The organism is Agromyces badenianii, from assembly GCF_003070885.1.
In the GTDB taxonomy this organism is placed as follows: Bacteria; Actinomycetota; Actinomycetes; order Actinomycetales; family Microbacteriaceae; genus Agromyces; species Agromyces badenianii.
Map to the genome: position 1 here is coordinate 1,202,608 of NZ_CP028913.1, position 14,132 is coordinate 1,216,739.

Sequence of the window (14,132 nt, forward strand, 5' to 3'; positions counted from 1 at the left end):
GTTAGCATGGAACGGTGACGAGTCTCGAAGACCTCCCCATCCGCGACGACCTTCGTGGGCGAACCCCGTACGGGGCTCCGCAGCAGGCAGTTCCGGTCGCCCTCAACGTCAACGAGAACACGCATCCGATTCCCGAGGACGTCGCGCACGACGTGGTCGCGCGGGTCGCCGCGGCCATCCTGACGCTCAATCGCTATCCCGACCGGGAGTTCACCGAACTGCGCCGCGCACTCGCCGACTACCTCGGGCACGGTCTCGACCCGGCGCAGATCTGGGCCGCGAACGGTTCCAATGAAGTGCTGCAGCACATCCTGCAGGCCTACGGCGGCCCCGGCCGCACGGCACTCGGGTTCGCCCCGACGTACTCGATGTACGGTCTGCTCGCCTCGGGCACGGGCACCGAGTGGATCACCGCGGGCCGTGACGAGGAGTTCGAGTTGAGCGCCGCCACCGCCGTCGCCGCGGTGCGCGCGCACGACCCCGACATCGTGCTGCTCTGCGCGCCGAACAACCCGACCGGCACCCCGCTCTCACTCGAGACGATCGAGGCGGTCGCCGACGCGGCACGCGGCATCGTCGTCGTCGACGAGGCCTATTTCGAGTTCGCCGACCCGGGCAGCCAGAGTGCGCTGACCCTCTTGGCCGGGCGCCCGCGCCTGCTCGTGTCTCGCACGATGAGCAAGGCCTTCGCGTTCGCAGGAGCACGCGTCGGCTACCTCGCCGGCGATCCTGCCGCGATCGACGCGCTCCGACTCGTTCGGCTTCCCTATCACCTCTCGGCGCTCACACAGGCCGCCGCCCTCGGCGCCCTCGCGCACTCCGTCGAGATGCTCTCGATGGTCGACGAGATCCGCGCCCAGCGCGAGCGCATCTCGACGGAGCTCGGGCGGCTCGGGTTCCACCCCTACCGCAGCGGATCCAACTTCGTGCTGTTCGGCGGGGTCGACGACCCCGGCGCGGTGTTCGGGCAACTGCTCGCGCGAGGCATCCTGATCAGGGAGATCGGCATCCCCGGGCACCTGCGGGTGACGGCCGGCACCGAGGCGGAAACCACCGCCTTCCTCGAGGCGATCGCCGTTTCGGCCCCGAATAGGATGGCCTCATGACCGAATCGAGGCCGCCGCGCACCGCCAGGGTCCAGCGCGAGACGAGCGAATCCAGCATCGACCTCTCGATCGACCTCGACGGCGCAGGCACGAGCGACATCGAGACCAGGGTGCCGTTCTACGACCACCTGCTCACGGCGTTCGCGAAGCACTCGCTCACCGACCTCACCGTGCGGGCACGGGGCGACATCGAGATCGACGTGCACCACACGGTCGAAGACGTCGGCATCGTGCTCGGCCAGGCGATCAGGCAGGCGCTCGGCGACAAGCGCGGCATCTCGCGGTACGGTGACGCGCTCGTGCCCCTCGACGAGGCACTCGCGCAGGCCGTCGTCGACATCTCGGGGCGCCCGTTCCTCGTGCACGGCGGTGAACCGGCCGGCTTCGAGTACCACCTCATCGGCGGTCACTTCACCGGCTCCATGGTGCGACACGTGTTCGAGGCGATCTCGTTCAACGCCGCGCTCACGGTGCACGTCACCGTGCTCGGCGGCCGCGACCCGCACCACATCGCCGAGGCAGAGTTCAAGGCGTTCGCCCGTGCGTTCCGTCAGGCGAAGGCGTACGACCCGCTCGTCTCCGGCGTGCCGTCGACCAAGGGTGCGTTGTGAGCCGCAGCCGACGCATCGTCGTGCTCGACTACGGCTCGGGCAACGTGCACTCGGCCGCGAAGGCGCTCGAACGCGCCGGCGCCGAGGTCGCCGTCACCTCCGACCGAAGCACGGCGCTCGAGGCAGACGGCCTCGTGGTTCCGGGAGTCGGGGCGTTCAAGGCGGTCATGGACCAGCTGCACGCCGTACGGGGCGAAGAGATCATCGACCGCCGACTCGCCGGCGGGCGCCCGGTGCTGGGCATCTGCGTCGGCATGCAGGTGCTGTTCGAGCGGGGCGTCGAGCGCGGCGTCGACACCGAGGGCCTCGGCGAATGGCCGGGAACGGTCACCGAACTTCCGGCCGAGGTGCTCCCGCACATGGGCTGGAACACGGTCGAGCCGGGCGAGGGCTCGGCCCTCTTCGCGGGCATCGAAGACGAGCGGTTCTACTTCGTGCATTCCTTCGCCGCGCAGGAGTGGCTGCTCGACGTGCAGCCGCCCTTCCCGCAGCCCGCACTGACGTGGGCCGAGCACGGCGGCCGGTTCCTGGCGGCGGTCGAGAACGGGCCGCTGTCGGCGACGCAGTTCCATCCCGAGAAGTCGTCGGATGCCGGCATCCGCTTGCTCGCCAACTGGCTCGGCACGCTGCACTGAGCCGTACGGCGTCATGTGCACGCCGCTCCGACCGGGCCGGACTATGATGCTGTGACTGTGCCGACTCGCAGGCGCGACCGCGATAACGAGGACAGTGAATGAGCGAATTCAACAAGACCGCACGCCTTGTGCTGCTTCCGGCCGTCGATGTGGCCGGCGGCAAGGCGGTGCGCCTGACCAAGGGCGAGGCCGGCACCGAGACCAACTACGGCGACCCCGTGGATGCCGCGGTCGATTGGGCCGATCAGGGTGCCGAGTGGATCCACCTCGTCGACCTCGACGCCGCGTTCGGTCGCGGCTCGAACGCGGCCATCCTGAAGAAGGCGATCCGCCAGGTGCGCGGGGTCAACGTCGAACTCTCGGGCGGCATCCGTGATGACGAGTCGCTCGAGCACGCCCTCGCCATCGGCGCCAAGCGCATCAACCTCGGCACCGCGGCGCTGGAGAATCCCGAATGGGCCGCTTCGGTGATCGCGCAGTACGGCGAGGCGATCGCGGTCGGCCTCGACGTGCGCGGCACGACGCTCGCCGCGCGCGGCTGGACTCAGGACGGCGGCGACCTCTGGCAGGTCATGGACCGGCTCGAAGAGGCCGGCGCCGCCCGTTACGTCGTGACCGACGTCACGAAGGACGGCACGCTGCAGGGGCCGAACCTCGACCTGCTCCGCCAGGTGATGGACCGTACCCATCGGCCGGTCGTCGCATCGGGCGGCATCTCGAGCCTCGACGACATCGTGGCCCTTCGCGAGCTCGTTCCGCTCGGGCTCGAGGGCGCGATCGTCGGCAAGGCGCTCTACGCCGGTGCCTTCACACTGGCCGAGGCGCTGGATGTCGCCTCGCAGTGAGCCCGGTGCGCAGCCGGGGACCGAGGCGACGGATGCCGCGGCATCCGCCGACTCGGCCGGCGTACCGTGGGCCGGGCGTTCGTTCCAGCCCAACACGCACGCGGCCGACGACGGTCGCGCGCCCGAGGGGCTCGTCGCTGCGCTGACGGCCTTCCGTGCCGGGCTAGGCGGGCAAGCGCCCGTCGTGGCCGAGTTCGCCCGATCGCGGCTGCTGATCCCGCTGCTCGCCGAACTCGGTGACGGGGGTTCCGAGACCGGCGCTCACGGGCCCGCGGTCGACAAGAGCCAGGACCTCTCGATCGTCACGGTGCAGGGTCCCGACGGACGCAAGGTGCTGCCCGTGTTCGCCTCGGTCGAGGCGATGTCGCACTGGAACCCGCTCGCGCGGCCAGTGCCGGCCGACGGCGTGCGGGTCGCGCTCGCGGCCGCCGACGACGGCACCGACCTCGTCGTGCTCGACCCCGGTTCGCCGACCGAGTTCGTGCTCCGCCGCCCAGCGGTGTGGGCCGTCGCCCAGTCGCAGCCGTGGCATCCGTCATTCGACTCGAGCGAGGTGCGCGACGCGTTCGAGCGCACGATCGCGACGGAACTCGCCGTCCTCGGTGTCGAGCTGACCGCCGGTGACCCCGATGCCCGACTCGCCGGCCCCGAACTCGTCGTACGGCTCTCCCTGGTGGCGGGTCTCACGCGCGCCGAGCTCGACGCGGTCCTGCAGCGTCTCGCCGCACGATGGGCTGCCGACGACGCGATCGCGATGCTCGTCGACTCGCTGACGGTGCGGTTGATCTCGGCCTGATCCGGCGCCTCCGCATACCCCCCGAGGCGTGGGCCCGCAATGGGGGTTCGGCGCGTCGTCGCCTGTCGTATATTGCTCGGTATGGCGGATGCTGAATCGACGTCCCCGGGCGACGGCGCCGCGCGGGCCGCGTCGCGAGGGGTGGAGCCATCGGCGCCGCCCCGCCGCGCGGATGACGAGGTGCCGCCGCCGGCACGGCCTCCGATGTCCTACGCCGCAGACAGGCCACCGGTGCTGCGCAAGATTCCCATGCCCGGCGCGGTGAGGAGTGCGCGGGCGCTGTGGGTGCTCAGCTTCGTGCTCAGCGGAGGGGCGGTGCTCATCGCGTTCCTGGCGCGTGACACTCTCATCGCGGACCTCACGGAGACGCTCGGCCGACTCGCCCCGGGCTACGAGCAGACCGAGGTCGACTCGATGGTCCGACTCATCTACTGGGCGAGCATCGTCGGGCTCGCGCTGGTGGTCGCGATCGAAGCGGTGCTGCTCGGGTCGCTCCTCGGCCGCCGCGGTGGAGCGCGGTGGTGGCAGCTGCCCGTTCTGGCCCTGCACACGGGCGTCGTGCTCGTGGCATCGGCCTTCCTCGCCATCGGGGACTGGGCAGTCGCCATCCAGCTACTGATCCTGGCCGGCCTCGCGCTCGCCGTCGTCGCCTGGGTGCTGTGCGTCGTCCCGTCGGCCAACCGCTGGTTCCGGATGAAGGACGAGGCGCAGGTGGCGGCGCTCGACTGAGGACGGTGCGACGCCCATCACGAGGGCCTCGCAGGAGCGGATCACCACCTGACTCGCCTCGAGGGCCGCCCGGTCGAGCAGCGGGCTTCCGACCATCCCGCGCCACCGGCGCAGTGCGTCGGTCGCAGCCGTGCGCAGTTCGTCGGGCGAGGCGCCGTCGGGCAGTCCCAATCGGCGTGCCGAGGATGTTCCGGATCCGCCGATCAGGCGCTCCGCTTCCGCCGCGTCCGCGCGCGGAAGGGAGAGACCGACGGTGCGGGCATTCGAGAGCGCGGCCAGCTCGCGGAGCTCGTGCGCGTTCGCTTCGAGGCGTTCGACCGCGCTCGCGAGCTCGGGGCCGTGTCGTGTGGGCCGACGGTCGAGCAGCGTCCTGATGGCGGCGAGGGCGGCGCGAGCCTTCAACGCATCCGATCGCGACCGGAACTGGTCGGACACGAGCCGCAGCAGTTCCTCCATGCCGCTCCGGCGGTAGAGCTCGTCGGCCAACTCGGTCGAGTCGTCGAACCCGGAGCGAATGGCGACGGCCGACATCCGGATGCCGAACAAACCGAAGCGTTCGAGGAGCAGTTCGCGGTCCTCGGCGGAGACCTCGATGCCGGCGTCCGCCCGGACGAACCGGTCGACGGAGACGAGCAACCGCTCGCGGGCCTCGCGGCCGAGGCGCGCCACCTGCCGAAGTGCGTCGAATTCGCGTTGGCGCAGCGTCCGCGCCGATTGCCCCAGGAGGCCGGCGATCGGCACGACGTCGAGCGCGAGCGAGCGCAGGGCTCCGTCCGTGCGGTAACGCTCGGCGATCGTGCGCGCCGAGAGCAGTGCATCGATGCGTCCGGCTCCGATCTCGTCGGCCCGGGAGAGCACCGCCATGGCGTTGACGGTGCTGGACGTGCCGACCGACGTGTCGTGGAAGGCCGAGAGGAATCCGAGGTCGGCCGTGTGGAGGTGGCGCATCAGATAGATGATGGCGTCCGCCTCCGAAGGCGAATCCGCCGGGGTGAGGAACGCCGCCGACCGTGCAGAGACGGCTGCGGAGAGCGACGCGATGCCCGGGGTGTCGATGAGCGTCACGTCTTCGAGCCGCTTCGACGGCCACTCGACGTCGATCCGCTGCACCTCGTCGGCGGGCGTCGGCCCCAGGTCGATGGCCAGCTGCCCGGCGTCTCGCCGCACCGGCAGGAGCCTCGTGTCTCCTGATCGAAGGTGCATCGTGATCCGCGGCGTCGCCCCATGCCGGTACCAGGTGATGACCTTCGTGCATTCGCCCGCGTCGGTCGGGGCGATCTCCTCGCCGATGATCGCGTTGAGCAGTGTCGACTTCCCGGCCTTGACCATGCCCGCGATGGCGACCCGAAGCGGCTCGGCGAGCCGGTCGGCGTGCGCACGGAGGTGCCGCTGTGCGTCTTCATCGTCGCGATACTCCGCGGCGGCGGCATCGAGCAGTGCCCGCGTCTCGTCGAGCACGCTGAGCGTCACTTCGGCGCCGTCCCGACCGAGGGGCGCGGCGCCGCGACGGCCGACGCGGGTGGCCGGTCGGCCGGAGAAGCCGTCTGGTCGGTTCCTCCGGCCGCGCCTCCCGAGGCTCCCGTCGTGACGAGGCGTGCGCGCTTCGTGAGCGCATCGACGCGTTCGAGCTCCTTCCGCAGCGCGGTGACTCGCTGGTCGCGTTGGGTCGCGTACATCGTGGCCGCCTTCTGCGCCGCGAGCACCGAGTCCGCGAGCGAGCGGTGGTGCTCGTCGGCGATCGCGGTGAAGTGGTCGCGCGTGGTGCGCTGCACGATCCTCAGGCGATCGCGCAACTGCTTCCCGACCTGGAAGATGATCTCGTCGACCTGGCGCCGGATGAGCGTCTTCGCCTCGTTCTGCCGTCGCTGCAACCGGGCCTCGGCATCGTCCTTGTACGCCTTCCGGCCGATCACGGCGCCCGCCGCCAGTGAGAGCGGGTTGATGAGCGACATCCCGACGATGCTGGTGATGATGCCCACCATGAGGACGCCCCCGTAGGACCCCTTGAGGCCGATGTAGAACTTCTGGGCCGCACCGAGCCGGCCCGCGTCGAGCTCGGCGACCGTTCCGACGGTGTCGAGGACGTCGCGCGTGTCATCCACGTCGATGACTGGGAGGGCGACCTCGTCTTCGGTGAAGTACCGCGCCACTCGTTCCGAGAGCCAGGTGGCGCGCTCCTGCGTCCAGACGAACGTGTCGGTCACGGCCGCTGAGACGCGCTTCTCGAACCACTCGACGAACTGGTCCCAGACGGGCCCGGGGTCGCCCTCGTCGATCGAATCCTCGGCATCGCGCTGGATCGAGCGCATCCGATCGCGCAGATCGTGCTCCATGTCGGCGATGAGATCGGTCACCCCGTCGTTCAGCGAGACCTGCCAGCGTGACGAGATCCTTCGAAGCTCATCGGCGCGCCCCTTCGTGGCCTCCAGCTGCGCCACGATCTCCGGCGTGCGCTCGGGATTCTGGAGCGCGCTCAACTCGGAATCGATGGCGAGGCGCACGTGGTCGGTCGTCGACAGGAGGTCGCTCGCGGTGGATCGGCGCTGGAGGAGCTCCGCGTTGCCCACGATGTCGCGTCGGAGGTACGAGAGCAGCTCGGGGAAGCCGGACTCCTCGTTGAGCTCGGAGTCCGTGGAACCGATTGCGGTCAGCCGGAGCTGGGATGAGACGGGGAACAGCCGGATCGCCGGGTCGAGGGCGGCGAGATGGGCGCGGTTCAGCTCCTCGACCCGCCGCCACTGCGGGTACAGGTCGGTCTTGGTCAGCACGCAGGCCACGTTGGGGGAGATGCGCATCGCGTGACGGAGGAACTGGACCTCGGGCTCGGTGTACTCCTGCGACGCATCCGACACGAACAGCATGGCGTGAGCTGAGGGGAGCGCAGCGAGCGTCGTGAGTGCGTGGGCAGAGGTGAGGCCGCCGACGCCGGGTGAGTCGATCAGCGTGAGCCCGCTGCGGAGGAGCTTGCGGGGGAGCAGGACCTCCGCGCCCGTGACCTCGCGATCGGGGAGGGGAACGGCACGCTCCGAGACGAACTGCGCCAGCTCGCGGACCGCCACCTCGGTGCGCTCGACTCGCCCGCCGGACTCGATCGTCCCCGAGCTCGATCGTTGCGAGAGCACGAACGCCGCAGCGTGCTCGCCGTAGCGGACGCTCGTGGTGACCGCCGTCGCGATGTCGTCGTCGACCGGACACACCGGCGCGTTGACCAGGGCATTCACCAGTTGGCTCTTGCCCTGCTTGAACTCGCCGACGACGATGACCCGGATGCTCGGATCGAGCAGGCGGTCCTTCGTCTGCTCGAGTCGCCTCCGCAGGTCGGCCCGATCGCCGCTGCCGGCCAGAGCGATGCCCTGGTCGACGAGGCCGACGAGCTGATCCATCGATGCGTTGCCCATTCGCGTCCGCTCAGGTGCCGCAACCGGCGTGGGCTCGGCCCGGCACGGTCGGGATCCGTGCCGGGCCGAACGAGGGCCGTGGAATGTGCATCAAGGGGCGATGTCGTTGTCGGCGGCCTGGTCGCCAGGGCCGGTCTCCACGGCGTTGTCGCTGAAGTTGTCGTTCGCCTGGAACGAGTCCTCCACTTCCACGTCGACGTCGGTCTCGGTCTGGAACGAGTCGTTCACGACGACGTTGTCCTCGACCACCGTGTTGTCGTTCGCCTGGAACGAGTCCTCCACCTCGATGTCGGTGTTCGTCGAGTTGTCCTCGTTGAACGAGTCCTCGACCTCGACCTCGACCTCGGTGTTCGTCGAGTTGTCGACCGAGTTGTCCTCGTTGAACGAGTCCTCGACGTCGACGTCGAGTTCGACGTCGGTGTTCGTCGAGTTGTCGACCGAGTTGTCCTCGTTGAACGAATCCTCGATGTCCACGTCCACCTCGGTGTCGGTCTCGTTGAACGATTCCTCGATGTCGACTTCGGTCGAGTTGTCTTCGTTGAACGAGTCTTCAACGACCACGTTCGTGGAGTTGTCGGTCGAGTTGTCGGAGTTGTCGTTGAACGAGTCCTCGATCTCGACGTCGTTCTCCTCGTTGAACGAGTCCTCGATATCGACCTCGAGGTCGTACTCCGTGTTGCCGGCGATGATCGTTCCGCCTGTCGTGGCGACCATGCTGGCGTCGCCGACGTTGGTCGCGGTGTTCTCGCCTTCGTTGTGGACGCCGACGATGCTGTCCTCCGCCCAGATGGCGGTGTTGGTCGACTGGTCGTTGATCACGTCACGGTCGTCGATGTACGAGAAGTTGTTCACGACGCTGAGCAGCTTGGCCTTCGCCGCGGCGAAGTCGCTGCCGTCGTGGTGACTGCCGTCGTGGTGACCGCCGTCGTGGTGACCGCCACCGTCGTGGTGTCCGTCACCGCCGCCGCCCCAGCTGCCGCCGCCGCCACCGTGACCGCCGCCACCGTGACCGCCGCCACCGTGGCCGCCGCCACTCCAGACGGTGTTGTCGATGGAGTTGCCGCCGGTGTCGTACTCGCGGTTGCCGACCGGCGAGAAGTCGAGCGCAACAGGAAGGACCGCGTCGACGTCTGCTTCGCAGATGTCGTCGAGGCCCGCGTGGTGCAGCGCCGCGTCAGGGTCCGCTGCGAACTCCTCGCCCGCCTGCGGGCTCTGCAGCAAGCCCATCAGGAAGTCGAGCAGTGCTGTCGTGATGTTTGCCATGATCTGTGTCCCCTCATCAAGTCCGAGTTCGACGGCCGACGTCAGTGCCGGCCGTCACTATGAAGGCTCCCGCGTCTCGAACGAGTCGGCATCGGGGCGCTGCCCCCGCCTTCCGCCGTCCCATCGGGGGTTGAGCGGTCCGGGCGATAGGGGGTGCGGCATGGGAGTAGGGGTCTGCACCAGGGGGTGAGCTGCGGGGTCGGGGGTGAGGCGGGCATGACGCGACCTATCGAGCGTCGTCCTCGTCGTCGAGGACGACGCGCAGACGTGCGAGCAGATCCGATCGCGTGGTCACGCCCAGGCGCCGGCGGATGCGCGCAATGTGATGCTCGGCCGTGCGCGGCGAGATGTAGATGCTCGCGCCGATCTCCGCGTAGGTTCTGCCCTCCAGCACCAGTCGCGCCACTTCGCGCTCACGTGGGCTCAGCGTCCCGTCGTCATGGCGCGCATCCACTCCTTCGACCTGCTCGCGCTGCGCGTCGAGCATCGAGCCTTCGGGATGCAGGTGGCGCGCGACGGCGAGCAGTCGGAGCGTGTCCTGGTGGTCGGCGGCTCGGGCGGCGGCGTGGCCGGCGAGACGGCTCGCATCCCACGGATACCCGGCCAGTGCGAGGTCTCGCACCGCGTGCTCGACCGTCGGCAGGTCGACGTCGCCCGCGAGTGCGGAGGCCCACACGTCACCCGCCTCCGCGAGACGGCTCGCGACGCGATCGGCCTCGCCATGATCGCGGAGTGCCGTCGAGTGGGCGGCCAGATCGGAACCGTCGTTGCGCAGGATCGCGGCCTGCACCGCTGCCCAGTGGAGGTTCGTCGACCACGAGGCGGCCCGGCCGAGACCGTCGAGCAACGCCCATGCGCGCTCGAGAGGTTCCGCGACGAAGTGCGACTCGTGCAGCCGGGCTGCCGCGATCGCGAGCTCCGCGAGGGCGGGAAGGGCGGTGAGGTCGATCGGCATGCGCACCACCGTCTGGCGTGCGCCGTTCCACGCGCGGACGAGAGTCGCGAGGTCGTCGGTACGGCGAGCCAGCCCGATGCGCACCGAATGGGCGAGGACCTCGTCGCGGAGCCCGAGCGGACGATGCGAGGAGGTGGCTGTCTCGAGGAGTGCGCGGGCGCGCGCGGGATCGTCGGCCCGCAGTGCCACCAGTGCGTGCGTCAGGCGGAGTCGGTTCCGGAACGCAGGGCCGCCCTGTGCGGCATCCGTCGCGGAACGCAGGGCCTCGACGGCGATGCCGAGCTCGCCGGCGTTCAGCGCCACGTGCGCCGCGAGCACGGCGGGCACTTCGGGCAGGGCGACGGATTCGTCGGACTCGTTCATGAGGCTGGAAGCCTGGAGGAGTGCCGACAGGCCGCGATCGGGCGCGCCCTCGAGCGCATCGAGGATCCCCTCCGCAGTGAGGGAGACGGCAAGCTGCGATGACGTCGGGTACTCCATCTCGGGCGCCATCGCCAGGATCGACCGTGACCGCTCCGGTTCGCCGAGCATCGCCAGGGTCATCGCTGCGAGTGGCGCGGCCGTCGGGTCCGCGGTCTCGGCGAGGCCGGCGTAGGCGTCGGCGGCTCGGCGCAGCATCCCCTTCCTCGCCCAGACCGCCCCGGCGACCTTCATGACCCGAGGCAGGTCGGGGTGCTCACCGGGAGTGAGGACGCCGTCCAGCAGACGCTCGGCCGCTCGCACATCTCCGGCGGACCACGCGGCCTGAGCCCGACGTCCGGCGAGGGCGCCGACGTCCGACCCCGCCTCGATGCATGCGGCGTAGAGGTGCCACGCCTCGACGGGCTCTGTGGGCAGCGCGTCGTCGGCGTGGGAGCGGAGCGCCTCGGCGACGCGCGGGTCCCGGAATCCGTGGCGGGCGAGCTCCACCGCGGTGTCGCCGAGCGGAACGCCGGCCGCCTCGACGGCATCGACCAGTTCGCGCTGGATCGGCCACAGCTCGTGCGCCGGGGTGCTCTGCAGGACGGTGATCCGCGCGATGGGCAGCAGGGCCCCGTCCGGTGAGACGACCCCCGACGCCCGTGCGGCCGTCATCAACTCGCGGAGGTCGGATCCGGCGAATCTGGCCGACATCGCGAGGGCTGGTCCGGACGCCGAGAATCCGACTGCGAGGGCGACGATGAAGTCGCGAAGCTCCGGGTCGAGACGGTCGACTCGATGGCGGAGGCGTTCCAGCGCAGTGGCGGGAAGCGGAGTCGTCGCGCGCAGGTCCCAGCCGTCGTCGCGCAGGGCGAGGAGCACATGGTCCACGAAACGAGGACTGCCGCCCGTGAGATCGAGGACGCGCTGCACCTCCTCGTCGGGGAGCTCGTCGCCGAGCAGAACCCTGGCCCACCGACGGATGCCGCGGACGGAGAGGTACTGCAGCACGAGGTGGGGCCGCTCCCTGCCGAATCGATCCACGAGCCTGGCCACCGCATCCGAGCGAGGCCACGGCCGGAACGCGAGGACGATGTGCGGTCCGTCGGCGCGGACGAGGCTCGTGAGCGCCGACGCCTCGTCGTCGCTGAGGTGCTCCGCGTCGTCGACGAGGAGCGTCGTGCCCTGGGTGCAGTTCTCGGCGTTCGTGCGATCGTCGACGCCGGTGACCACCTCGACGCCCGCAGCGCGCAGTGCCACCGCCAGCTCATGCAGGAGCGTCGACTTGCCCGCACCTCCCGGTCCGGTGATGCCGGCGCGGATGGGCGCGCGACCGTCGATCAACTCGCGCAGAAGCGCTGCGGCGTCCTCCCCTCCGACGGTGTCCTCGATCCGACCTTCCGTCCACGAGAGCGCGGGCGTCATGGCGCGGGGGGCGGCGGCTCCGTCGGGTCCGGCGCAGGATCGGGAGCCGGATCGGTCACAGGGTCCGGTTCTGGCGGAGGATCGGACACCGGTTCGGGCTCGGGCGTTGGGTCGGGCACGGGTTGCGGCGCCGGGTCGGGCGCCGGGTCGGGGGCCGGGGCCGGGGCTGGGTCGGGGTTCGGCGCCGGGTCGGGCGCCGGGTCTGCTGGCGGATCCGCGGCTTGCTGCGGCGGAGAATCCGGCGCGGGTCCGGGGGCTCCCGGATCGGTCGCCGAGGACGGTGGGGTGGCCGCACCGGTGCCGTCGTTCGCCGGTGACAACGGCCGGTAGCTCGGGGGAGACGCATCCGCCTCCGGCGTGCCCTGACCTGGCTCCGCCGCGTCCTTCTGGAACACCGGGTCGGTCACGGCTTGGACGAGCGGCGCGGCGCCGGCCACGTATCCGCCGGCAGCTGCCGCGTTCGGGCGAGCGCTCGAACTGCCGGTCGGCTCGCCCTCCGGCTGCTCCAGGGTCCCGACGGTGAGCGGGGTGATGGGGATCACGACCGCGATGATCGCGGCGGCGACGCCCGCGAGGATGGTCGCACGGAGGCCGACCGACATCCGGGGTGCGCGCAGCTCGGCTGCAGCGGCGATCGGCGCCCCGGGAGCGGGCAGTGCTCCCGAAGCCGTCGAATCCGCGGAACCCGACGCGTCGTCGGGGACGGCCGCCGGTGCGGGCAGGGGGGCGAGTCGGCGTGAGGCGGCGACGGCCGCACCCAGGCTGATCGAGGCTTTGGGGTCGGCGTCGACGGCAACGGGCAAGCCGAGCTCGCACGAGATCAGCTCGGCCACCGCGGGGATCCGCGACGAGCCGCCGATGAGCAGAACCGTCGAGAGGTCGTCGGGTTCGAGTCCGGCATCGGCGACCGCCGACCGCAGCGATTCGAACGTGCGCCGCAGGTCGGCGTCGATCATCTGCTCGAACTCCGAACGCACGATGCGCACCCGCGCGTGAGCGGCGGGCATGAGTACCGGTACGACGGTCTCGGCGTCGAACGACAGCGCCTCCTTCGCCTCGGTGCAGTCGCGGCGGATGCGCGCGAGGGCGAGTGCATCATCGGGCCGGGCTTCGTCGATGCCGAGGATCGCCTCACCCGCGAGCGACTTCACATGCTCGAAGATGCGCTGGTCGAAGTCGGCGCCGCCGAGGTGCTCGATGCCGGTGGGAACTCCGATGAGTCGGAAGTCGTCGCCGTGCATGCGAAGGAGCGCGACGTCGAACGTGCCGCCGCCGAGGTCGTAGACGGCGACCGCCTGTCCGTCGGCGAGCTTCTCACGGTCGAGGTAGTGGAGCCCGGCCGCCTCGGGCTCGCTCACGAGCTCGATGTCGCCGAGTCCCACGCCGGCGAGCGCCGTTCGGATCAGCTGGAGTCGGTGGTCGCCCCACGCCGCGGGATGCGAGACGGCGATGGCCGCCGGTTCCGCGCCCTCATGCTGCCGGGCGCGCTCGACGACCCATTCCGCCAGCACGGCGAAGATGTCCTCTGGGGCGACCCGGAGGTCGCCGACGATGATGGGCGTCTGGTCGCCGACGCGGCGCTTGAACTCGCGCACGACCCGATCGGGTTGCTCGATGGCTCGACGCTCGGCCGCCTCGCCGACGAGGACCCCGCCATCCTCGCCGAGGAAGACGACGGTCGGCACTGCGGTGCGGCGCGAACCCAGTTCGAGCGGTTCGACCTCGACCGAGCCGTCGGGCCGACGCCGGCCGATCGCGGCAGCGGTGAAGGTCGTGCCCACGTCGATTCCGAGCACGAAAGAGGTTCCCATGGCTCGTCCCCTCAGAGTGCGGTTCGCCGGGCGCTCGGGCAGGTCCGGGGAGCACGCACTAAGTTGAGTATCCCTCGCGTCGGCGGGAATCTCAACGGGGTTGACTTCCGTCGTGGGTCGCCCGAGGATGCACCTGGGCCGAGCTGGTGCTCGCGCGCG

General features: G+C 70.5%; 11 protein-coding genes. 6 read left to right on the plus strand and 5 right to left on the minus strand.

Annotated elements, in window-relative coordinates:
- The first annotated feature begins 14 nt into the window (after positions 1 to 14).
- The 6 genes from DCE93_RS05755 to DCE93_RS14410 all read left to right on the plus strand — a co-directional run bounded on the left by DCE93_RS05755 (position 15) and on the right by DCE93_RS14410 (position 4,722).
- Positions 15 to 1,106 (plus strand): histidinol-phosphate transaminase, encoded by a 1,092-nt coding sequence (locus DCE93_RS05755; protein ID WP_108595040.1) that lies wholly within the window; start codon positions 15 to 17, stop codon positions 1,104 to 1,106.
- Complete coding sequence (hisB, locus tag DCE93_RS05760; RefSeq protein ID WP_108595041.1) at positions 1,103 to 1,717, plus strand: imidazoleglycerol-phosphate dehydratase HisB; 615 nt, start codon at positions 1,103 to 1,105, stop codon at positions 1,715 to 1,717. The genes DCE93_RS05755 and hisB overlap by 4 nt, the downstream gene beginning before the upstream one ends.
- A complete protein-coding gene (hisH, locus tag DCE93_RS05765; protein ID WP_108595042.1) occupies positions 1,714 to 2,352 on the plus strand; it encodes an imidazole glycerol phosphate synthase subunit HisH in 639 nt (212 codons plus the stop codon). The genes hisB and hisH overlap by 4 nt, the downstream gene beginning before the upstream one ends.
- Positions 2,353 to 2,450: 98 nt before the next feature.
- A complete protein-coding gene (priA, locus tag DCE93_RS05770; RefSeq protein WP_108595043.1) occupies positions 2,451 to 3,197 on the plus strand; it encodes a bifunctional 1-(5-phosphoribosyl)-5-((5-phosphoribosylamino)methylideneamino)imidazole-4-carboxamide isomerase/phosphoribosylanthranilate isomerase PriA in 747 nt (248 codons plus the stop codon).
- A complete protein-coding gene (locus DCE93_RS05775; RefSeq protein ID WP_108595044.1) occupies positions 3,181 to 3,993 on the plus strand; it encodes an SseB family protein in 813 nt (270 codons plus the stop codon). Before priA ends, DCE93_RS05775 begins: the two co-directional genes overlap by 17 nt.
- Positions 3,994 to 4,242: 249 nt before the next feature.
- Positions 4,243 to 4,722 (plus strand): hypothetical protein, encoded by a 480-nt coding sequence (locus tag DCE93_RS14410; protein ID WP_146184945.1) that lies wholly within the window; start codon positions 4,243 to 4,245, stop codon positions 4,720 to 4,722.
- Here the strand turns inward: DCE93_RS14410 and DCE93_RS05780 are convergent.
- From DCE93_RS05780 to DCE93_RS05800, 5 genes are all read right to left on the minus strand, one after another.
- Positions 4,606 to 6,192: a dynamin family protein gene (locus DCE93_RS05780; protein WP_108595045.1), complete on the minus strand. Its 1,587-nt coding sequence runs from the start codon at positions 6,190 to 6,192 to the stop codon at positions 4,606 to 4,608. The genes DCE93_RS14410 and DCE93_RS05780 overlap by 117 nt on opposite strands.
- Positions 6,189 to 8,120, minus strand: a complete 1,932-nt coding sequence (locus DCE93_RS05785; protein ID WP_244284247.1) for a dynamin family protein — start codon at positions 8,118 to 8,120, stop codon at positions 6,189 to 6,191. The genes DCE93_RS05780 and DCE93_RS05785 overlap by 4 nt, the downstream gene beginning before the upstream one ends.
- 90 nt (positions 8,121 to 8,210) lie before the next feature.
- On the minus strand, positions 8,211 to 9,383 hold the full coding sequence (locus tag DCE93_RS05790) for an IniB N-terminal domain-containing protein (protein ID WP_108595046.1): 1,173 nt from the start codon (positions 9,381 to 9,383) through the stop codon (positions 8,211 to 8,213).
- A gap of 226 nt (positions 9,384 to 9,609) precedes the next feature.
- The gene (locus DCE93_RS05795) at positions 9,610 to 12,162 is read right to left on the minus strand and encodes a helix-turn-helix domain-containing protein (protein ID WP_108595047.1); all 2,553 of its coding nucleotides are present in this window, start codon (positions 12,160 to 12,162) and stop codon (positions 9,610 to 9,612) included.
- Positions 12,159 to 13,973, minus strand: coding sequence for an Hsp70 family protein (locus DCE93_RS05800; RefSeq protein ID WP_108595048.1), 1,815 nt, complete (start codon positions 13,971 to 13,973; stop codon positions 12,159 to 12,161). The genes DCE93_RS05795 and DCE93_RS05800 overlap by 4 nt, the downstream gene beginning before the upstream one ends.
- Positions 13,974 to 14,132: the final 159 nt, after the last annotated feature.

Excerpts from the sequence above, each read along its gene's own strand:
- hisB (WP_108595041.1), top strand. The coding sequence starts at position 1,103 with ATGACCGAATCGAGGCCGCCGCGCACCGCCAGGGTCCAGCGCGAGACG.
- priA (WP_108595043.1), top strand. The coding sequence starts at position 2,451 with ATGAGCGAATTCAACAAGACCGCACGCCTTGTGCTGCTTCCGGCCGTC.
- DCE93_RS05775 (WP_108595044.1), top strand. The coding sequence starts at position 3,181 with ATGTCGCCTCGCAGTGAGCCCGGTGCGCAGCCGGGGACCGAGGCGACG.
- DCE93_RS14410 (WP_146184945.1), top strand. The coding sequence starts at position 4,243 with ATGCCCGGCGCGGTGAGGAGTGCGCGGGCGCTGTGGGTGCTCAGCTTC.
- DCE93_RS05785 (WP_244284247.1), bottom strand. The coding sequence starts at position 8,120 with ATGGGCAACGCATCGATGGATCAGCTCGTCGGCCTCGTCGACCAGGGC.
- DCE93_RS05790 (WP_108595046.1), bottom strand. The coding sequence starts at position 9,383 with ATGGCAAACATCACGACAGCACTGCTCGACTTCCTGATGGGCTTGCTG.
- DCE93_RS05795 (WP_108595047.1), bottom strand. The coding sequence starts at position 12,162 with ATGACGCCCGCGCTCTCGTGGACGGAAGGTCGGATCGAGGACACCGTC.
- DCE93_RS05800 (WP_108595048.1), bottom strand. The coding sequence starts at position 13,973 with ATGGGAACCTCTTTCGTGCTCGGAATCGACGTGGGCACGACCTTCACC.